Origin of the sequence: Pseudomonas sp. WS 5532 (genome assembly GCF_012985445.1) — a bacterium.
GTDB lineage: Bacteria > Pseudomonadota > Gammaproteobacteria > Pseudomonadales > Pseudomonadaceae > Aquipseudomonas > Aquipseudomonas edaphica.
Map to the genome: position 1 here is coordinate 68548 of NZ_JAAQWK010000013.1, position 20734 is coordinate 89281.

19 protein-coding genes and 1 pseudogene are annotated in these 20734 nt (G+C 59.4%); 6 read left to right on the plus strand and 14 right to left on the minus strand.

From position 1 onward, the window contains the following. Positions 1 to 99: 99 nt before the first annotated feature. Positions 100 to 1425 (minus strand): sigma-54 dependent transcriptional regulator, encoded by a 1326-nt coding sequence (locus HBO23_RS21450; protein ID WP_099549303.1) that lies wholly within the window; start codon positions 1423 to 1425, stop codon positions 100 to 102. Between the two features lie 344 nt (positions 1426 to 1769). Here HBO23_RS21450 and HBO23_RS21455 point away from each other — a divergent pair, with 344 nt between their 5' ends. Further along, positions 1770 to 2030, plus strand: a complete 261-nt coding sequence (locus HBO23_RS21455) for a hypothetical protein (RefSeq protein WP_170039662.1) — start codon at positions 1770 to 1772, stop codon at positions 2028 to 2030. 67 nt (positions 2031 to 2097) lie between these two features. Here the strand turns inward: HBO23_RS21455 and HBO23_RS21460 are convergent, their stop codons facing one another. The 3 genes from HBO23_RS21460 to gnd are packed head-to-tail and all read right to left on the minus strand — an operon-like array spanning position 2098 to position 5422. Continuing rightward, positions 2098 to 2922, minus strand: a complete 825-nt coding sequence (locus HBO23_RS21460) for an HAD family hydrolase (RefSeq protein WP_170039663.1) — start codon at positions 2920 to 2922, stop codon at positions 2098 to 2100. Continuing rightward, positions 2919 to 4442, minus strand: a complete 1524-nt coding sequence (zwf, locus tag HBO23_RS21465; RefSeq protein WP_017138122.1) for a glucose-6-phosphate dehydrogenase — start codon at positions 4440 to 4442, stop codon at positions 2919 to 2921. The genes HBO23_RS21460 and zwf overlap by 4 nt, the downstream gene beginning before the upstream one ends. After that, complete coding sequence (gene gnd, locus HBO23_RS21470; protein WP_170039664.1) at positions 4439 to 5422, minus strand: phosphogluconate dehydrogenase (NAD(+)-dependent, decarboxylating); 984 nt, start codon at positions 5420 to 5422, stop codon at positions 4439 to 4441. Before gnd ends, zwf begins: the two co-directional genes overlap by 4 nt. A gap of 269 nt (positions 5423 to 5691) precedes the next feature. Between gnd and HBO23_RS21475 the strand changes: the two genes are divergently transcribed. From HBO23_RS21475 to HBO23_RS21490, 4 genes are all read left to right on the plus strand, one after another. Beyond that, positions 5692 to 5868 (plus strand): DUF6026 family protein, encoded by a 177-nt coding sequence (locus tag HBO23_RS21475; RefSeq protein ID WP_256349299.1) that lies wholly within the window; start codon positions 5692 to 5694, stop codon positions 5866 to 5868. A 152-nt stretch (positions 5869 to 6020) separates the two neighbouring features. After that, positions 6021 to 7763 carry a phosphoethanolamine transferase CptA gene (locus HBO23_RS21480; protein WP_170039665.1) on the plus strand — a complete coding sequence of 581 codons (1743 nt, stop codon included), beginning with the start codon at positions 6021 to 6023 and terminating at the stop codon, positions 7761 to 7763. Positions 7764 to 7891: 128 nt separating this feature from the next. Then, positions 7892 to 10129, plus strand: a complete 2238-nt coding sequence (locus tag HBO23_RS21485) for a TonB-dependent siderophore receptor (RefSeq protein WP_170039666.1) — start codon at positions 7892 to 7894, stop codon at positions 10127 to 10129. Between the two features lie 142 nt (positions 10130 to 10271). Beyond that, on the plus strand, positions 10272 to 10484 hold the full coding sequence (locus HBO23_RS21490) for a hypothetical protein (protein ID WP_017138117.1): 213 nt from the start codon (positions 10272 to 10274) through the stop codon (positions 10482 to 10484). 112 nt (positions 10485 to 10596) lie between these two features. On the opposite strand, the gene HBO23_RS21495 is transcribed toward HBO23_RS21490, so the two are convergent. From HBO23_RS21495 to HBO23_RS21510, 4 genes are all read right to left on the minus strand, one after another. Next, positions 10597 to 11088, minus strand: a complete 492-nt coding sequence (locus tag HBO23_RS21495; RefSeq protein ID WP_017138116.1) for a GNAT family N-acetyltransferase — start codon at positions 11086 to 11088, stop codon at positions 10597 to 10599. 157 nt (positions 11089 to 11245) lie between these two features. Next, positions 11246 to 12352 carry a cell division protein ZapE gene (gene zapE / locus HBO23_RS21500; protein ID WP_170039667.1) on the minus strand — a complete coding sequence of 369 codons (1107 nt, stop codon included), beginning with the start codon at positions 12350 to 12352 and terminating at the stop codon, positions 11246 to 11248. A 15-nt stretch (positions 12353 to 12367) separates the two neighbouring features. Next, on the minus strand, positions 12368 to 12703 hold the full coding sequence (locus HBO23_RS21505) for a nuclear transport factor 2 family protein (protein WP_017138114.1): 336 nt from the start codon (positions 12701 to 12703) through the stop codon (positions 12368 to 12370). A gap of 51 nt (positions 12704 to 12754) precedes the next feature. Then, positions 12755 to 13471, minus strand: coding sequence for a YafY family protein (locus HBO23_RS21510; RefSeq protein WP_170039668.1), 717 nt, complete (start codon positions 13469 to 13471; stop codon positions 12755 to 12757). A gap of 92 nt (positions 13472 to 13563) precedes the next feature. Here HBO23_RS21510 and HBO23_RS21515 point away from each other — a divergent pair. Continuing rightward, a pseudogene (locus HBO23_RS21515) lies at positions 13564 to 13776 on the plus strand (aldo/keto reductase); the annotation flags it as partial. A 354-nt stretch (positions 13777 to 14130) separates the two neighbouring features. Here HBO23_RS21515 and pepN read toward each other — a convergent pair. From pepN to HBO23_RS21545, 6 genes are read right to left on the minus strand one after another with little or no spacing between them, the layout of a single operon-like run. Beyond that, positions 14131 to 16788 (minus strand): aminopeptidase N, encoded by a 2658-nt coding sequence (gene pepN, locus HBO23_RS21520; protein ID WP_170039669.1) that lies wholly within the window; start codon positions 16786 to 16788, stop codon positions 14131 to 14133. Positions 16789 to 16802: 14 nt separating this feature from the next. Further along, complete coding sequence (locus tag HBO23_RS21525; RefSeq protein WP_056860307.1) at positions 16803 to 17633, minus strand: DUF2797 domain-containing protein; 831 nt, start codon at positions 17631 to 17633, stop codon at positions 16803 to 16805. Beyond that, complete coding sequence (locus HBO23_RS21530; RefSeq protein WP_017138108.1) at positions 17630 to 17890, minus strand: DUF1315 family protein; 261 nt, start codon at positions 17888 to 17890, stop codon at positions 17630 to 17632. The genes HBO23_RS21525 and HBO23_RS21530 overlap by 4 nt, the downstream gene beginning before the upstream one ends. A gap of 14 nt (positions 17891 to 17904) precedes the next feature. Continuing rightward, positions 17905 to 18774, minus strand: a complete 870-nt coding sequence (locus HBO23_RS21535) for a rhomboid family intramembrane serine protease (RefSeq protein WP_017138107.1) — start codon at positions 18772 to 18774, stop codon at positions 17905 to 17907. Beyond that, positions 18771 to 19742, minus strand: coding sequence for a metallophosphoesterase (locus tag HBO23_RS21540; RefSeq protein ID WP_017138106.1), 972 nt, complete (start codon positions 19740 to 19742; stop codon positions 18771 to 18773). The genes HBO23_RS21535 and HBO23_RS21540 overlap by 4 nt, the downstream gene beginning before the upstream one ends. Then, complete coding sequence (locus tag HBO23_RS21545) at positions 19742 to 20632, minus strand: NAD(+) kinase (RefSeq protein WP_010210870.1); 891 nt, start codon at positions 20630 to 20632, stop codon at positions 19742 to 19744. The genes HBO23_RS21540 and HBO23_RS21545 overlap by 1 nt, the downstream gene beginning before the upstream one ends. Positions 20633 to 20734 lie beyond the last annotated feature (102 nt).

The following is a 20734-nucleotide window of genomic DNA, read 5'->3' on the forward strand; positions in this document are numbered from 1 at the left end:
CCCTGGCGGCACTCCCACGCGGAGCGTGGGAACGATCAGGCAGCAAGGAAAAGCCCCGCAACGATAAGGGTCGTTGCGGGGCTTTTCGGTTTACCCGCCCTAGCGGATCTGGTGTTTGTGCAGCAACCGGTAGAACGTCGGCCGGGACACGCCCAGCACGCGGGCCGCGATACTCATGTTATCGCTGTGCCGGTTGAGCACATCGCACAACGCCTGGCGTTCAGCGCGGTGCTTGTAATCTTCCAGTGTAGCCATCGGTGGCGCAATTGCCTGCTCGCACTGCAACCCCAGGTCACCGGCTTCGATCTGACGCCCTTCTGCCAATACCAGGCCACGGCGCACGCGGTTCGCCAATTCGCGCACGTTGCCCGGCCACGGGTGTTGGCCCAGAGCAACCAGAGCATCCTCGCTGAAACTGCGCGGCCTGCGCCCGGTTTCCTGGCTGTAGAAACGTGAGAAATGGTTGGCCAGCATGGCCACATCGCCGTGCCGCTCGCGCAGCGGCGCGGTTACCACCTGCAAGACATTAAGCCGGTAATACAAGTCTTCGCGAAAGGTGCCCTTCTCAACCGCCGCTTCCAGGTCCACGTGGGTCGCCGCCAGCACCCGCACATCCACCGGGATGGGCTGGCTGCCACCGACGCGCTCGATCTGCTTTTCCTGCAGGAAACGCAGCAAGTTGGCTTGCAGTTCCATTGGCAAGTCGCCGATCTCATCGAGAAACAACGTGCCACCGTGGGCCGCTTCGATACGCCCGACCTTGCGCTGATGCGCGCCGGTGAACGCACCTTTTTCATGGCCGAACAGTTCGGACTGGATCAGGTGCTCGGGAATGGCACCGCAGTTGATCGCGACAAAGGGCTTGGCATGACGCTGGGATTGGCGATGCAGGGTCTTGGCCACCAGCTCTTTGCCGGTGCCGCTGTCGCCGCGAATCAGCACCGGCGACTCTGTAGGTGCCAGCTTGGCGAGTAATTTGCGCAGCTCACGAATGGGCCGGCTGTCGCCCAGCAGCTCGTGTTCCTGCGCGTCGATCAGTGTGTGGCCCTTGCCGCGCAAGCGGGCCATGCCGAATGCACGCCCCAGCGTTACCTGCACGCGTGCCACATCAAACGGCAAAGTGTGGAAGTCAAAAAACCATTCACAGACAAAATCACCGACATTTTGCAGGCGTAGTACATCCTGGCTGAGCACCGCGATCCATTCGGTGCCGCTGCGGCTGATCAATTCCTTGACGGCCTCCGGGCGCTCCAGGTGATAGGGCTGCAGGCGCAACAGCCCCACATCGCACGACCTGTCGCCTACGGCGCCGAGCGTGCAGCTGTCCACTTCCCACCCCGCACTGTGTAAACCAGGCAATAGCTGGTGGCAGTCGTCGCACGGGTCGACTACAAGCAAGCGTCGTTGGACAGGTGTAACAACCATGACTATTCCTTGGCGCCAAAATTGTTAAAGTTATTTATAAACAACGGTTTGTGCGGCCTGGCGCTAACACTAGCAAGTTATTGACACAGCCTTTGTATTATTTCGCTATAAGTCTGGGCACAAAGCCATCTCTGCGTCGCTGGGGCCAAAAAATCAGGCGCGACCGCCACACTCAATGCGCTTTCAAAACAGCCGCTTACATGACGCCAATCACGAAAAGTTGAAATTTCTTGATCTAAGATGTGACCCGTACCCTGCCATCGTGCATCAGTACAAGTAACTCACCGTCTGGCTCGCCCAACCGACGGTACTTAAATGACTGGGCATTTAGAGAGAAGACCCACATGAACGCCCCGCTCCGCATCAACGAAGCTCTTTTGATCGCAGACCGTGCCTTCCAGCCCTTTCAGTGCGTGGCCTGGCACGATGGCAACGGCGCCCTCAGCCTGAGCGTCATCGACCGTACCAATACCCGCATCGGCAGCAAACAGCTGTCTTCGAGTACTTATACCGATCCGACTCAACTTGAGGATTTGTTGTTGCAGGCGCGTGCCGAACTCGACAAAGATGGCCATCAGTTGTTGTCGTGGACCATGCCCAAGTAAGACGCGGCAGTAACTTCCGATCATTGCATAACAATGATCGGAAGTTGAGCATCACAACGTAAGCGGCTTATCGCGGTACGAGAATAAAGCGCTCGATCGCTTCAGCTGCGCCGTCCTCGACATTGCTGCCGGTCACAACACTGGCTTGGCGCTTGACCGTTTCTTCCGCCTGCCCCATCGCAATCGACAAACCCGCCACTGCAAACATCGCCGGGTCATTGCCGCCGTCGCCGATAGCTGCCGTTTGTTCCATGCGCACACCAAGGTGCGCGGCCAAGGTTTTCAAGGCCTCGCCCTTGTTGGCGAGCATGGCCGTGACATCCAGGTACACCGGCTGCGAGCGTGATACCTGCGCCAGGCCCTGCACCTTGGGCTGCAACTGCGCTTCCAGCTCCACCAATAACTGCGTGTTGTTGCTGGCAGCAACGATCTTGTCGACCCGGTCCAGGTACGGCTCAAAACTCTCCACCACCACCGGCCCGTAGCCCAAGCCATCGGCTTCACGCTGCATCATCGGCCCAGGCGGATCACGGCGCAGCCAATCGCCGTCAGCGAACACCCAGACTTCCACATCCGGTTCGGCCGAAAACAGCGCCAGTGTCACCAACGCCGCCTCTGCCGGCAGATGATGGGCAACCAGGATGCTGCCATCCGGGTTGATCAACGTGCCGCCATTAAAACCCGCGACCGGCACATCAATACCGAACGTTTCGATAAGGTGCAGCATGGCCTTGGGCGGCCGCCCGCTGGCCAGGCTGAAAAATACCCCGGCGTCACGCAACGCGCGGACAGTATCGGCAGTGCGCTGGCTAAGGCGATGGTCAGGATGCAACAAGGTCCCGTCTACATCACTGAGCACCAACTGGATGGGATGAATCGCTGCATCACTCATCCCAGGCTATGCCAGGTGCGACCATCGCGGGCCAGCAACTCGTCGGCGGCCGCGGGGCCGTCTTCTCCGGCCTTGTAAGCCTGAATCGCGTCATCCTGCTTCCAGGCATCCAGGAACGGCTGCACCGCACGCCAGCCATTTTCGATGTTGTCGGCGCGCTGGAACAAGGTCTGGTCGCCGGTCATGCAGTCGTAGATCAGGGTTTCATACCCGGTCGACGGCTGCATTTCGAAGAAGTCCTTGTAGTCGAAACCCAACTCGATATTGGCCATTTCCAGGGCCGGCCCGGGTTTTTTGGCCAACAGGTCGAACCACATACCTTCGTTTGGCTGGATCTGGATTTTAAGGTAGGTGGGCTTAAGCTCATCCACATCCGTGTCGCGGAACTGCGCATACGGCGCGTGCTTGAAGCAGATCACGATTTCGGTGTCACGGATGCTCATGCGCTTGCCAGTACGCAGGTAGAACGGCACGCCGACCCAACGCCAGTTGTCGATCATCACCTTGAGGGCGACAAACGTCTCAGTGCTGCTATCAGGCGCAACGTTGGCTTCTTCACGATAACCGGGCAACGACTTGCCGCCGATTTCGCCAGCGCTGTATTGGCCGCGTACCGAGTTGGCGCGCGCATCTTCCAACGACCACGGGCGGATCGCACCCACTACCTTGGCCTTTTCACCGCGCACCGCATCAGCGCCAAACGCCGCCGGCGGCTCCATGGCGACCATCGCCAGGAGCTGGAACAGGTGGTTGGGGACCATGTCGCGCAGGGTGCCGGTTTTCTCGAAGAAGTTACCCCGCGTTTCGACGCCCACGGTTTCCGCCGCAGTGATTTGCACGTGGTCGATGTAATGGTTGTTCCAGAACGCTTCGAACAGCACGTTGGAGAAACGGCTGATCAGGATGTTCTGCACCGTCTCCTTGCCCAGGTAATGGTCGATGCGATAGATCTGCTTCTCGCTCATCACCTTGAGCAGGCACGCGTTCAGCGCTTCGGCGGTGGCAAGGTCCGACCCGAAGGGTTTCTCGATCACCACACGACGGAAACCATCATCGGTTTCGTTGAGCAAGCCGGCACTGCCCAGGCGCTGCGCCACTTCACCGAAGAAGCGCGGTGCAGTCGCCAGGTAGAACACCGCGTTACCGGTGCCGCTGTCGGCGATCTTCTTGCCGATGTCGGCGTAGGTGCTGTCGTCGAGGAAATCGCCCTCGACGTAGCTGATGCCTTTGGCCAATTGCGCCCACAACGCGGGGTCCAGGGCGTTTTCGGCATTGCCCCGGACTTTGCTGGCGGCCTCGGTGCGAATGAAGTCCTCGAGCTTCTTGGCGAAGTCGGCGTCACTGATGGCGTTGTGATCAACGCCGACAATGCGCAGGCCGTCGCCCAGCAGCCCGTCACGACTCAGGTTGTACAGCGCCGGCATGAGCAGGCGCTTGACCAGGTCGCCATGGGCGCCAAACAGAAACAAGGTAGTGGGTGGAGCGGGTTCGGCCTTGGGTTTCTTGCCGTTAGCGGTCATTTTTTGGAAGTCTCCACATGGCCACCAAAGCCGAAGCGCATGGCAGACAGCATTTTGTCACCGTAGGTGCTCTGCTGACGGGAACGGAAACGGGCGAACAACGAGGTGGACAGCACCGGTACCGGCACGGCTTGCTCCATGGCGGCTTCGATGGTCCAGCGGCCTTCGCCACTGTCGGCCACGGAACCGGAGTAGCCATCGAGTTTCGGGTCGGTGGCCAATGCGTCGGCGGTCAGGTCCAGCAACCAGGACGAGACCACGCTGCCACGGCGCCAGACTTCGGCGATATCGGCAACATTGAGGTCGAAGCGCTCCTGCTCCGGCAGGCTCTCCGAGTTTTTCGTCTTGAGGATATCGAAGCCTTCAGCAAAGGCCTGCATCATCCCGTATTCGATGCCGTTGTGGATCATCTTCACGAAGTGCCCGGAACCGGCTGGGCCTGCATGGATGTAACCGTGTTCGGCACGGCTGTCGGCAGAGGCCGAACGGTCCTTGGTGCGCGGGATGCTGCCCAGGCCCGGTGCCAGGCTGGCGAAAATCGGGTCGAGGCGCTGCACGGTCTCGACGTCGCCGCCGATCATCATGCAGTAACCGCGCTCCAGGCCCCAGACGCCGCCGGAGGTGCCGACGTCAACGTAATGCAGGCCTTTTTCCGACAAGGCCTTGGCTCGGCGAATGTCATCTTTGTACATGGTGTTGCCGCCATCGATGATCACGTCACCGTCTTCGAGCAACTCACTGAGCGTATTAATGGTGTCTTCGGTGGGCGCGCCTGCCGGCAACATCACCCACACAGCGCGCGGCTTTTGCAGCCCGGCTACCAGGGCCTTCAGGTCGGCGACGCCGGTGGCGCCCTCCTCGCTCAAGCCTTTGACGAATGCTTCGTTACGGTCGTAAACAACGGTGGTATGCCCATTGAGCATCAGGCGCCGCGCAATGTTACCGCCCATGCGGCCTAGTCCGATAATCCCCAGTTGCATGTGCTGATGCTCCTAACTACTAAATAAATGTGTGACATAGTTTATAGCGCAATGAGGCTAATGAGGGTTAGTCCAGAGCGGATCGGTGTAGTTTCATGACAAAAAAACGCCATCGTTTCAGCATCACCGCTGAAAAAGTCACAGCGACCACCAAAAATAAAAAAGTTCCATTGCCCCGAAAAAGAATTCAGAATTGCTTCCGACTGTTGCCAGAACCTCGATTGACGCGTTCCGGCACCGCGATCTACCGGCTATTTGCGAGGTAAGCAATGAGCACAGCACAGATGACCCGACCGCCACAGACCCTCTACGTGAGCGTGCGTCGCGATGAATTGCGCCAATTAAAAGAAGAACGCGATCAACTGCAGCAGGAGGTTCTGCGTCTGCGCGCACACCTTCAAGCACAGGTCAATCAGGCATCCGGCACCCAGCCTGCACTTTGCTGAACCTGAGCTGAACAAAGCCTTCAGAAATAACTCACGAAGTTTTCACATCCTCCTCCCGATACTCCCGCCGAATAGGGCCACGCACACGCGGCGGCCCACTGTCGCGTGCATTCCTGCGCAGCGACTGAGCAATTATCGGGTTGGAGTACTGGATGGCGATGTTCAAACGCAGCACCAAGTCTGCGAAAGGCTTTGATTGGGCCGGTCTTGGCTGGTTGTTCCTGTTTTTCTGGTATTTCTCGGGTATTACCCAACTCCTGATCCAGCTGACCGGCACCTCCGGTTTCAGTGGTTTTCGCCAAGCCTTCTTCCTGAGCGCGTTCTGGCTCGCGCCGATGCTGCTGTTCCCAAAGCGCACGCGCTTGCTCGCGGCCTTGATCGGCGTGGTGCTGTGGGCGTGTTCGATGGCCAGCCTGGGTTATTTCTTCATTTACCAGCAGGAATTCTCGCAAAGCGTCATCTTCATCATGTTCGAGTCGAACATCTCTGAAGCCGGCGAATACGCGACCCAGTACTTCGCCTGGTGGATCGTGCTGGCATTCATCGCCCATACCGCAGTAGCCGTATTCCTGTGGACCCGCCTGCGCCCGGTTTACCTGCCGCGTGGCCAGGCGCTGCTGGCAGCCACCGCCATTGTGCTGGCCGTGATCGGTTACCCGCTGGTCAAGCAGATTGCAACCAACCCGACCATGGAACTGGCCATCGACGGTTTCGAAAGCCGTGTCGAACCGGCCGTGCCATGGCAGATGATCGTTGCCTACCGCCGCTACACCGAACAGCTCAACAGCATGCAGGGCATGCTCACCAGCGCCAGCAAGATCCCACCCTTGAAGAACCTCAAGGACACCATGGCCGACCAGCCGTCGACCCTGGTGCTGGTAATCGGCGAATCCACCAACCGTCAGCGCATGAGCCTCTATGGCTACCCGCGCAACACCACGCCGGAACTGGACAAGCTGCGCGACCAATTGGCGGTGTTCGACAACGTCATTACTCCGCGGCCCTACACCATCGAAGCACTGCAGCAGGTGCTGACGTTTGCCGACGAAGAGAACCCGGACCTGTACCTGAAGACGCCCTCGATTGTCAGCGTGATGAAACAGGCCGGCTACAAGACCTACTGGATCACCAACCAGCAGACCATGACCAAGCGCAACACCATGCTCACGACCTTTTCCGAGCAGGCTGACGAGCAGGTGTACCTCAACAACAACCGCAACCAGAACGCCCGCCAATACGACGGCGACGTGCTGGCACCGTTCGCCAAGGCCCTGGCCGACCCCGCCGAGCGCAAGTTCATCGTGGTGCACCTGCTGGGCACTCACATGAGCTACCAGTACCGCTACCCGCCAACCTTCGACAAGTTCACCGATCGCCAGGGCGTACCGGCCGGCATCAGCGATGATCAGTTGCCGACGTACAACAGCTACGACAATGCGGTGCTGTACAACGATTTCGTGGTGTCGAGCCTGATCAAGGATTACGCCAAGACCGACCCGAACGGCTTCCTGCTGTACCTCTCGGACCACGGCGAAGATGTGTTCGACTCGGCCGGCCACAGTACCCTGGGCCGTAACGAAGGCAAACCGACGGCGCCGATGTACACCATCCCGTTCATGGCCTACGCCTCGCCGAAATGGCGCGAAACCCATGACTGGAGCTTTGCCAGCGATTTGCAGCGGCCTTACAGCAGCTCGCAGTTGATCCACACCTGGGCCGACCTGGCCGGGCTGAGCTTCGATGAATGGGACCGCAGCAAGAGCCTGGTGAACGACACCTTCAAGCCACGCCCGTTGCTGATTGGTGACCCTTACATCGGCCAGAAAAAGGGTTTGATTGATTTCAGTCTGATCAAACCGAAGAAGTCAGACGCCTCCGAAGTGGTTGCTAAATAGCGTGAGCCTTGTAACAGAAAGATAACAATCATTCTCGTTTAAGCCTAAAGTTCCGCGCGCCCTTTCGTCTTTGAGCCAAGGCCTTCTCTTAATGAGAAGGCCGCAAAGACGACAAGGAGTCTGCCGCGATGTTCGCGCCCTTTACCCGTTCCATGACCCTCACCCTTGGCCTGTTCAGCGTCGCGCTGAGCCCGGACCTGCGGGCTGAAACCGACCCCGAGCCTGCCCCGCCACGCCCCTTTGAGCTGGGTGCCACCAGCATCACCGCCGAAGGCCTGGGCGCGACCACCGAACACACCGGGGCCTACACCACCGGCTCGATGAACACCGCCACCAAGCTGAACCTGTCGATCAAGGAAACCCCGCAATCGGTTTCGGTGATCACCCGTCAGCAGATGGATGACTTCAACCTCAATACCCTGACTGACGTGCTGCGCCAGACCACAGGCATAACGGTGCAACACCTGGACTCGGATCGGGTCGGTTACTCTTCTCGCGGCTACTCGATCAGCAACTACCAGGTCGACGGCATGCTCAGCACCTACGGGCGCATGAAGCCGGATGCCGACACCATCATCTACGACCGCATCGAGGTGGTGCGCGGTGCCACCGGACTGACCACCGGCGCGGGTGACCCGTCGGCCACGGTCAACATGATCCGCAAGCGCCCAACCGCAGACTGGCAAGCCAGGGCCGGCGTCAGCGGCGCCAGCCATGACAACTACTACAGCTACGTTGATGTGGGCGGCCCCCTGGCGTTTGATGGGCGACTGCGTGGACGCACGGTACTTGCCTATCGCGACAGCCAGTCCTATCGCGACAATTACGCCATGCAACGGGAGGTCGGCTACGGCATCCTCGAAGGCGACCTGACCGACGACACCGTGGTCGCCGTAGGCTTGGACTATCAGAACAAACATGTGCAAGGCACCTCTTGGGGCACCCTGCCCTACTGGAACAGCGATGGCAGCAAGGCGCGACTGTCACGCTCGGCCAACATGGCTGCCGACTGGAGTTCCTGGCCACTCAAAGACAAGACCACCTTCGCCTCTATCGACCATAAACTGTCCGCTGACTGGCGCCTCAAGGCGGCCTACACCCATCGCCAGAGTGATACTGATGGCAAGGTGTACTACGGCGGCGCCGGCTACCCCAACCCGGATGGCAGCGGCATGAACGCCTGGACCAACCAGATGGTCGGTACATCGAAAATGGACGTGGTGGACTTCAACCTTGCCGGGACCTATTCATTGTTTGGCCGTGAACATGAGCTGATGGCAGGGTATGGCGAATCCGAGCAGCGAGACTCATCGCCGTTTCAGCGCTACAGCACACCCGAAGGTTATGAAGACATTCAGGACTGGCGGCACATGGGCGGTATCCCCAAGTTCCCCGACCGCACCACCGGCCTCAAAGGCGAACACAGCAGCAAAAAACAGAAAGCCGGTTACCTGGCTACGCGCCTGAGCCTCACCGACCAACTGCACGCTGTACTCGGCGGCCGCTATGGCAGTTGGGAAATCGAAAGCGTCTCGCCGCAGTACAACGACAATAACCAACTGACTCAATCGAGCAAAACTCGCCAGACCCACAACGATATGTGGACGCCGTATGCGGGGCTGCTCTACGACATCACCCCCGAGTACACCGTGTATGCCAGCTACACCGATATCTTCAACCCTCAGGATGAGCGCGATTCCAGCAAGAAGTACCTGGAGCCGGTGGTGGGCAGCAACTACGAAGTCGGGCTCAAGGGCAGCCTGCTCAATGAGCGCCTGAACCTGGCCACCGCGTACTTTTGGAGCACCCAGGATAACGTCGCCGAACTCGATAACAGCGCACCGCCGGATCCCGTCACGCGCGAGCAGTTCTACAAGTCGGGCGGCAAAGGCAACAAGATCCAGGGCTTTGAGGTGGAAGCATCGGGCGAGGTCATGCCGGACTGGAACCTGACAGCCGGCTACACCTACACCCACTCGGTCAATGGTGATAAACAGCGCAACAACACCGACCAGCCACTCAACCTGTTGAAACTATCGACGGCCTATCGCCTGCCGGGCCAATGGCGCGGGTTGACCGTAGGTGGCGCGGTTAACTGGCAGAGCGATTTCTACAAATTTGCCCCACGCCCTACCGGTGGCCGGGACAGTGACGGCCGGCTGATCACCGAAAGCACCAAGATCACCCAGCAGGCCTACACCGTGGTCAACCTGATGTCGCGCTATCAATTCGACGAACACGTTTCGGCGTCAGTTAACGTCAACAATCTATTTGATAAAAAATATTACGAACGCGTCGGTTTTTATAATGGCGTGTATTGGGGAGACCCACGCTCCATCACACTGGCACTGGATTGGCGGCTATAAACTGCATCCCCGAAGTTAACAAAAACGTTAACTTCGGGGCCGTTCCATGTTAATTCCCACTTAATAAGACAGCCCCATAGTCGCTCCATGAATCGGATCACGGAGCGATCGAACACCACTCACTCTTAATGGGAATACTGCCATGAAACTTTCGACCTTAATGCTTGCCGGCCTGATGAGCCTGACCTCCGTAGCCGCCTTCGCAGAGGGCGGTTCAGAGCGCTCGAAGGAGTTTTACAACAACTTCGCCTTCACCCAGCAGCAAATTCACGGCACCACGGACAAAACAGCACTGGCCGACGGCAAGTCTGTAAAGCCCGAACAAAACAGCGCTGAACAACAGCCTAACAGCTGATTTAATCTTTAGTTAATCTGCATGCCCCTATGCCAATCCGCTCCTTTGGCAAAGGTTAATTTGGCGCCATTTAATGGCGCCTTTTTTATGTTGCCTATATTAAGCGCAGTGTTTAAAGCGGTTTGCTCCAGAACAGCATACGGCCGTGGGCGGGGTCAAATATCGAATCATCAAAACCAAACTTGCGATAGGCCGCTTGCGCCACGTCATTGCCTTCGAGCACTTCCAGGGTGATCTTGCAGCAACCGCGCTGGCGGGCAATTTCCTCGACCTTGAGCAGCATTTTCTGGCTAAGCCCCAGGCCACGAAACTGATTCATCACCACCACATCGTGCACGTTGATCAGCGGGCGGCAGGCAAACGTCGAAAAACCTTCAAAGCAATTGATCAGACCCGCCGGCTCCCCGCCGACAAACGCCAGTACGCTGAACGCGTGGGGGCGCTTGGCCAGTTCGGCTGGCAGTTGCTGCAACAGATCGGCCGGCAAGGTGTGACCGCCACCCATCGGGTCTTCAGCGTAATGGTTAAGCACCAGGCCAATGGCTTCGGCATGCACGGGGTTGGTGTAGCTGGCTTGCAGCACCAGGATGTCTGGGGTGTCCATTTCCTTCCTCAATCACGACAACAAGGGAATCGGTTCCCTTTGAGGAGACAATTGTAAGCGGGGAGCCCGTCGCAGATGAAGGAGATTAGCTACAAATACCTGACGGAAATGACGAAGGTTGCGCCCACCAACAAGCACCACTGGCCTGGGATTTGTCCTAGGCGCCGAACCGCTGCAGTTGCATCTCTTGCAAACGACTCAAGGTGCGCCGGAACGCAAACTCCAGATAACCCTCGGTGTAAAGACTTGCCAACGGCACCTGGGCCTCGATAAACAGTGGCACCTTGCGGTCGTAGCACTCATCCACCAGCGCGATGAAGCGCCGCACACTGTCATCGTGTACCGACAATTCAGGCAACTCACGGTCACCGGCCATTACTCGCTGAACACCATCTTCGGTGCCACGGGCAATCCGTCCCGGACGTTTTTGTGCGCTCAGGTTGGGCACTTCACCCAGCAGGATCGCCTTGTAGCGATCGCACAGCAGCATAAAGTCCATCGCTGCCAAGGGTTGCTCGCACAAATCGGCGTACCGGCACCAGAGCACCGTGTCGCTGGACTGCACCGCCACTATCGAACGGTACCCGACGCTGACCACGCCGCTGCCGGTCACCCGGCCTTCGCTTAACTGTTTGAACAGTGTGGCGAGCGCTTGTGGCTGATTGACCCAATAGCGCTGCAGCCCCACACCTGGATGCAAACGGTGATCTTCACCACCGTCCACTGCCACCACGTGCATATGTTGCTTGAGCGCCTCAATACCCGGCAAGAATCGCTCGCGGTTGAAGCCGCCTGCGTACAGCTCGTCCGGTGGTTGGTTGGAGGTGCAGACCATGACCACGCCCTCCTCGAACATCACCTGGAACAGCCGGCCGAGAATGATCGCATCACCGATGTCGCTGACGAACAGTTCGTCGAAACACAACACGCGCACGTCCTGGCTGAGTTCGCGCGCCAAAGCCTGCAAGGGGTCATGGATGCCACTGAGCTGGAAAGATCGCTGATGCACCCAGCCCATGAAGTGATGAAAATGCTGGCGCCGCGCAGGTACACGCAAGCTGTGATAGAACTGGTCCATCAGCCAGGTCTTGCCCCGGCCCACTGGCCCCCACAGGTAAACCCCGGGAATCGGCAAGCGGCCGTGGTGCAAGGCCTCAAAGCAGGTTTGCAGGGCTTGCACCGCCCGGCACTGGGCGTCGTCGGGCACGAAGCCTTGCTGGGCGATGGCGTATTGGTAGGCGGCAAGCGGCGAGTCGAAAGTCATGCGTGCCAGTATGACTTACAGCGAGATATCCAGCCGTGAAATCTTGCCCTGTTCGTTCAGGCGGAAGGTATAACGCAGCTCCAAAGGGCTACCGGGGAAATTGCCGGAGACCCTGTTGCTGACCAATACCTTGCCGGTGCGATGCTGCACGTTGATCACTTCAACACGAGGCTGATAGCGACGCCCGGTGTCTTCAACCCAGCGGGCAATGGCTGTCGGACCAACTTGATGATCGCCTTCATCGAATACGTTGGCATCATCGGCAAAGCACTGGGCAATGGCTGAGGTGTCGCCGGTATTGGTCGCGGTTATGTAGGCTGCAATGGCGGGGGCTAACGCTGGAAAAGACATGGCACAGCTCCTTTTTAGTGATTTATGGCGCCATGCTAAGCCAGCCCTGTGTCAGTTTTTGTCAGGAGTGAACGGTCCTGAGTCATTGTGTTCCATCAACTTTCGCCAGCCGCGCAGCAGGTCGCTGCGCCGGCCAGGGTAACGCTCACCGTGGGCGTCAGCTGCGGCCACCCGGTCGGTGCGAAACGTACGGTAAGCGCCACGCAACTCGCACCAGGCCACGATCACACGGACCTCATTGAGAAACCCCAATGCCAACGGCCAGATCAACCGCTGGCTCTGGGTTTGGCTGGCGTCTGCGTAATCGATATGCAGCTTGGCCTGGTTGCGAATCGCCTCACGAAACACATTCAGCGGTACGCGATTTTCCGGGTAGCCAAACCCCGGCGGCCCCGGCAGCAGCGTGGGGTTACGCAAGGCTTCCTGCGCAACCGGGTCGAGCACATCGGCAATTTTTGCCAAGGCATTAGCCGCCGCACGACTGAGCACGTCGTCGCCGCGCTGGTCCACATAGCGTAACCCCAGCACGATGGCTTCAGTTTCCTCGGCGTTGAGCATCAATGGTGGCAAAAACAGCCCGCTGCGCAACACATAACCCACCCCCGCCTCACCAAAAATCGGCGCGCCGAGTGCCGTCAGCTCAGCGATATCGCGGTACAGCGTGCGCTCGGAGACTTCCAACTGCGCAGCCAGTACGGCCGCGGTCACCGGGCGCTTCTTGCCCCGCAGGGCCTGCAACAAGGTGAGTAAACGAGTGGTACGCGACACTTGGACCCCGCCGAAAAAGGAAAAAGTGCCGCAGCTTAGCAGAGCGCCCTGTCAGAAAATGTCAGCAGCAAAAAAGACCCTTGACCGAATAAATTACAAAACTCGGCAACAACCGCAAGAACATGGTGCGGGCGGTCGAAGAAAGCCTCAAAAGCTTGAACACCGATCACATCGACCCGCTCTGGGCGCACATGAGCGACAACGTCACGCCGATGGAAGAGATACTGCGCAGCTTCGATGTCTTGGTGCGCGCCGGCAAGATCCACTATGCCGGCCTGGCGAACGAGCAAGTGGCCCGCCTGGACACTGCCGGCGCAATTCCATTGGGCGTTCCCCACGGGATTATCTCGGAGCGCTTCGCGCTCGACCACGGCGCAGACACACCGCGCCCACCGGTTATTTGAGACGAAAAAAAACGGCCTGTTCAGGCTAATGCCAGCCAGTTGAGCGCGAGAACTGACAACCAGTAACCTGTGGCGAGGGAGCTTGCTCCCGCTGGGCCGGGCTGGCGCTCCAGCGCGAAGCAGCCCCTGCTCTTTGCTTTAAAAGCATGGGACTGCTACGCCGCCCAACGGGAGCAAGCTCCCTCGCCACAATTACCGGCTATGTCTTAATTGACTGGCATTAGCCTGTTCAGGCCGTTTTTTTATGCGCGCGGTTTACGCAAGGCTCTTGCTGACCACCTCGAATACATCGCTCGACAGCTCGCCGGAGGCACGAATGCGCTCAAGTTCCGCCTTCATCAGCGCTTGACGGGCGCTGTCGTATTTCCGCCAGCGGGTCAACGGCGCCAACTGGCGCGAAGCAATCTGTGGGTTGAAGCCATTGAGCTGGATCACCAGGTCCGCCAGGAAGCGATAACCCGAGCCGTCTGCAGCATGGAAGTTGATCAGGTTCTGCCCGGCAAATGCACCCACCAGTGCGCGCACCTTGTTCGGGTTCTTGATGTTGAACGCCGAGTGCTCCATCAGCGCCTTGACCCGCTCCAACCCGCCCGGCAACGTGCTGCCCGCCTGCACGCTGAACCACTGGTCCATCACCAGCGGGTTGTCCTTGAAGTTCTCGGCAAACACCGCCAACGCCTGGGCTTTTTCCGCTTCGAACGGCGAGTTCACCAGCACCGCCAATGCCGTGAGACGCTCGGTCATGTTATCGCTGGTGTCGAACTGGTCCAGCGTTGCGGCCAACACTTCAGGCTTGCCGCTGAGCATCAGGTACGACAGCGCGATGTTCTGCAAGGCGCGCCGCGCAAAGTGCTCGGCCGCCGCCACATAAGGCGTCTGCTTGGACAGCTCGCGATTGGCCTGGTAACGCAGCCACAGCGCTTCGAACAGGTTGTCGGCCAGTTGCTTGCGGGCGTACTCACGGGCGGCGTGGATGGCCTCCACATCCGCCACTTCGCTGATTTCCGTGAGGTAGGCCTCGCTTGGCAGCGAGAGCATTTCGGCGACCATGGCCTGGTCCAGGCTTTCATCGCTGAGCACCGTGCGCAGTGCGTCGATCAAACGCTGGTCCAACTTCAAGGCCTGGCCTTGCTGATGCTGGGCGATCAGCTCCTGCAACACCTGCACCGACAATTGCTGGCCGGCATCCCAGCGGTTGAAGCCATCGCTGTCGTGCTGCATCAGGAACATCAGTTGGTCGCGGTTGTACGGGAAGCTCAGTTTCACCGGCGCCGAGAAGCCGCGCAGCAGCGAAGGCAACGGCTTTTCTGCGATGTCGACGAAGGTGAAGGTCTGCTCCGCTTGCGTCACCGAAATCACCCGCGACGTGCCGCCAGCCGCTGCTTCGCCCGCCAGGCGCAAGGCGATAGCGGCGCCCTGCCCGTCCATCAGGCCCAATTCCACCGGAATCACGAACGGCAGTTTCTCAACCTTGTCCGGCGTTTGCGGGCAGCTTTGACGGAACGTCAGGCTGTAGGTTTTGGCTGCGGCATCAAACGACTCGCTTACCGCCAGACGCGGCGTACCGGCCTGGCTGTACCAGCGCTTGAACTGGCTGAGGTCGGCGCCGTTGGCGTCTTCCATGGCCTTGATGAAGTCGTCGCAGGTCACGGCCTGGCCGTCATGGCGTTCGAAGTACAGGTCGCTGCCTTTACGGAAGCCTTCAGCGCCGAGCAAGGTGTGGATCATGCCGACCACTTCCGAGCCCTTTTCGTACACGGTCAGGGTGTAGAAGTTGGAGATCTCGATAAAGCTGTCCGGGCGTACCGCGTGGGCCATCGGGCCGGCGTCTTCAGCGAACTGATGGGTGCGCAGGTACGCCACATCCTGAATACGCTTGACCGTGGCCGAGTTCATGTCGGCGGAGAAGCCCGAGTCACGGAACACGGTGAAGCCTTCCTTGAGCGACAGCTGAAACCAGTCACGGCAGGTCACGCGGTTGCCGGACCAGTTGTGAAAGTATTCGTGAGCAACAATCGCTTCGACGCGCTGGTGAGCGGCGTCGGTGGCGGTTTCGGCGCGGGCCAGCACGGCGCTGGAGTTGAAAATATTGAGGCCCTTGTTCTCCATGGCGCCCATGTTGAAGTCATTCACGGCCACGATCATGAAGATGTCGAGGTCGTACTCGCGACCGTAGGTTTCTTCGTCCCAGCGCATGGATTTTTTCAGGCTGGTCATGGCGTGCTGGCACTTGTCGATGTTTTCCGGCTCGACATAGATGCGCAGCGCCACTTCACGATTGGTCATGGTGGTGAAGCTGTCTTCAACGCACCACAAGTCACCGGCCACCAATGCAAACAGGTAGGCAGGTTTCTTGAACGGGTCTTCCCAGGTCGCCCAATGACGGCCGTCTTCGCCGGGGCCACTGGCAATCGGATTGCCGTTGGAGAGCAGCACCGGGTAGCTGTGTTGTTCGGCGATCACCGTGGTGGTGAAGGTGCTCATCACGTCCGGGCGGTCGAGGTAGTAAGTGATCTTGCGGAAACCTTCAGCCTCGCACTGGGTGCAGAACATGCCGCTGGATTTGTACAGGCCTTCCAGGGCAGTGTTGGTTTCCGGGTGGATACGCACGCTGGTGTCGACCGTGAAGGTTTCGCGGGTCGGGTGCAGGGTCAGGTGGCTGTCGGTCAACTGGTAGTCGGCCTCGGTCAGTTCCCTGTCACCCAGGTTGACGGTCAACAGCTCCAGCTGCTGGCCATCGAGCACCAGCGGCGGCAAGCCGGTGCCGCGCTCGGGGTTGCGGCGCATCACCAGCTGCGCATGGACCAGGCTATGGTCCTCGAACAACTCGAAGGTCAGGTGCGTTTCTTCGATCAGGTAATCCGGCGCCTGATAGTCCTTCAGGTAAATCATCTTCGGTTGTTCGGTGCGCATGGATAGCATCCTTTTTACTGATGCACGGCGAGCTGGTAGGCCGTGTACTTACGAATGTTGATAACGCCGGTGTCGAAGATCAGGTACTGGCCCTTGATCCCCAGCAACGTGCCTTCGGCAATCGGGTTCTTGTCCAGGTTGAAGCTGACGATCTTGGCCGGGTATTGCTCGACCGGGTAACGAATTTCGATCGGCTCGATGTCGGTTACCGGTTGGATGGCCTGCAAGCCAAAGCGTTCCTGCAACCCCAGCAGGCCGTCGGCGCAGGTGGCGAACAGCTCATCGCGTACCTGCTTGAGATCCACCGATTGCGCATCGCCCTTGAGTAAAGCACGCCAGTTGGTTTTATCGGCCACTTGGCTGCGAAACAGGTCTTCAACGAAACCGGATTGCTGACGGGTCGCCACGCGCATGATCGGCAGCGCCTGGCTGGCGCCCTGGTCGAGCCAGCGGGTGGGCAACTGGGTGGCACGGGTGATGCCGACCTTGATGCCCGACGAGTTGGCCAGGTACACCACGTGGTCGGTCATGCAGAATTGTTCGCCCCAGCCCGGATCACGGCAGGTGCCGGCGTCGTAATGGCAACGCTCGGGGCTCATGATGCACAGGTCACACTGGGCCAGTTTGGTCATGCACGGGTAGCAGTAACCCTGGCTGAAACTGGTCTTGGTCTTGCGGCCGCAATGGCTGCAATGGATGGCACCGAGATACTCCAGGCGCACGTGGGTACCGATCAACGGGTTGACCGGCACCTCGGTGTCGCCCAGGCGAAACGCGTATTGAACGGTCGGCTCACCGAGTTGCGCCGACATTTTGCTGACTGCACCGCGACCAATTTCAATCAATGGATCGCATCCGACTTGAACAGAATGTTCGGCACCGGCGCCGACTTGGACGCGCATTCCTGCGGGCCCATGTAGCCGGTACGCTGCTCTTCGGGCAGGTTCTGGATTTCCCAGGCGATCACCGCTTGCAGCGACAGCTCGCGCTGCTCCGCAGTGAGCTTGCGGCCATCGGACCACTTGCCGATTTCCACGGCCAGCTTGAGGCTCTCGTAGATGTCCGGGGTGATGTTTTCGATCATTTCAGCAAAAGAGGACATAAGGCTCTTCCTTATCAAATAGAGGCTTTGCGGCGGTTGTACAACCCGCCCAGCAAACCCGTCAGGCAACCGATGACCAAGCCGCTCAGGTGAGCCGCGTTGGCGATTTCGCCGAAACCGATCATCGAGATCAGCCCCGACATGCAGAGCACCAGCCAAATCAGCATCATCGCCAGCACGCCACGCGGCAGACGATAAGCCGGGTTAGGCGACAACAATTGGAAGATCCAGCAATGCCCGAGCAGGCCATACAACACGCCAGACAAACCGCCAAACAGGCTCGGGCCGCCATAGGCGTATTGCGCGTAATTGGACACCAGGCTGAACAACAGGGTCAGGCCCAGCAGGTTGATACTGCCCTGGCGCAACTCGATACGACGGCCCAGCTCCCAGTACCACATGCCATTCATGGCCAGGTGCAGGATGCCGAAGTGGATCAGCATCGGCGTGACCAGCCGCCACCACTGCCCTGACGCCATAGTCTCGGCAAACGGGGTGAACTGGATGTACTCACCCATCACGCGAAACGGCAGGAAGGTCAGCCAGCTCATGGTCTGCAGGTTTTCACCCAACAAGGTCACCGCGCCAACGATCATGCTCGCCAGCAGCACCAGCGCCGTCACCGGACTGAAACGCACTTGCTGAACAAAGCTTGGCCGCGTGACGGGCGCCTGCTGGGGAATATCCAGTTGCTGGTCCGGGTCACCGGCGGGAAAGCGTTGATACAACACTTGCACGTCGGCGCTGATGTTCTCGGGCACCCACAACACTTGCTCGCCTGCTTCTTCACTGACGCGATGGGGCACTTGCATGCGTTGCAGCAGTTTGACGAAACCACTCAAGTCGACACTCAGCGGCAAGCGCAATACAGCTACCGTACTCATACAATGACCTCAGGCCGCTCAACGTCGACCCATACAAATTTACGCGGATCCAGGCGGGTTTCCTGGTCCAGTCGGTACGCCACCAGCTTGCCGTAGAGCACCGCGCTGTAGTCCAGGCAGGCCAGGTTGTCGCGGATCGGCGCCGGCTTGCCGCTGCGCCAGTAATGGCCGACGAACAACAACGGTTCGTCGACGCCATAACGCAGCAGGGAATTTTTTTCCGTAGACGAAAGCGGCGTTCGCGCCACCGGTTCCGGCAGTGCATCGGGCTGGAACACGATGTCGCCGTAGGTTTTGGGGTCGTCTTCCCAGAATTTGGTGCGGAAAAATGAGCGCGTCAGGCCATCGCCACCGGTCAGCGTCAGGCCGTCCGGCAGGCGCATGTCGGTGCCGCGCAGCAGGCGGTCGAAGGCGTTGCAGGCAAAGCTGCCCGGCACGGCGGCGGCCTGCAAAAAGTGCTGGTCGATGCAGCCATCCGGGAAGGTGGCGCGCAGCGGCTGGATAAAGCCTTCGTCCCAACACGCATGCACCACGCGAAACCGCCCGGCGTCGACAAACAGCGGCATGTCGTAGAACCAGCCGAGGAAGTCGTGCCAGTCGGCCGGGTGGTGCTCGAACTGGGTCAGAGTTTCGTGGATCAACCGCGCATGGCGTGGGTTGTGCTCGCGCACGAACTGCTTGCCACTGCCCGGCGGCGCCGGCGTGCTCCAGCCCAGCGCGTTGAACTCGTGGTTGCCCATGATGCACAGCGCCTGGCCGGCCTCGGTCATATCGTGGACGATATGCAGCGCCTCGCGGATGCGTGGCCCACGGTCGATGATATCGCCGAGGAACACCGCCATACGCGTCGGATGGCGCCAGGTTCCAGCCTGTTTATGGTAGCCCAGCCGGTCGAGCAAGTGCTCAAGGGTATGAGCGCAACCGTGCACGTCACCAATCAGGTCGTAGCTACGCGCGGGATCGAGCATCAGTCGCCTCCACCCCCCAAGCGGCTGCCCCAGCCCAGCTTGGTGCGGCACACTTCGTAGTAGTTGTGGTCCAGCGGGTGGATCAACCGCAACTTCTGTGCCTTTTTGCTCACGGTGATGGTGTCACCGGGGGCGCAGGTGAAATGGTTCTGCCCGTCGCAGGAGACTTGCGGGTAGATCTGCATGTCTTTGGACACCACGATTTTCAGCTCACTGTTGCCATCAACCACAATTGGCCGACTGGACAACATATGGGGGTACATCGGCACGATCACAATGGCATCGAGTTTGGGGTGCATGATCGGACCGCCGGCCGACAGTGCGTACGCGGTAGAACCGGTCGGCGTGGCGACGATCAGGCCGTCAGCCTTTTGGCTGCACACGAACTGGCCGTCGATATACAGCTCGAACTCGATCATGCGCGTGGATTTGCCAGGGTGCAGCACCACATCGTTGAGCGCATCGCCCTGGCCGATGGCCTCGCCGTGGCGGCGTACTTCGGCTTGCAGCAGGAAGCGGTTTTCCACCAGATAATGGCCGTCGAGCACCTTGGCCACTTCGACTTCGAGGTCATCCGGGCGGATATCCGTGAGGAACCCCAAACTGCCACGGTTGATCCCCAGCACCGGCACGTTGTGCCGCGCCAGGGCACGGGCGGCACCCAGCAGGCTGCCGTCGCCGCCGACCACAATAACCATGTCACAGACTTCGCCGAGCATCTTGCGCGACGAGGTTTGCAGGCCGTGGCCGGGCAGGATTTCGGCGATGGTGTCTTCGAGGATCACATGCAGGTGGCGTTCCAGCAGGAATTTTTTCAGCCGGCGGACGGTGTCCAGCACCTGGGTACTGCCCAGGCGACCGATAATGCCGATATTGCGAAATTGCTCCATGGGGCTCCTGCGGGATTTGGGGTCTGGCAAAAAGAACGATTATGGGCGAAAGGCCGCGTCAGGCAAAACCCTTTGTCGCCGCAGGGCCTTGATGACAATGGT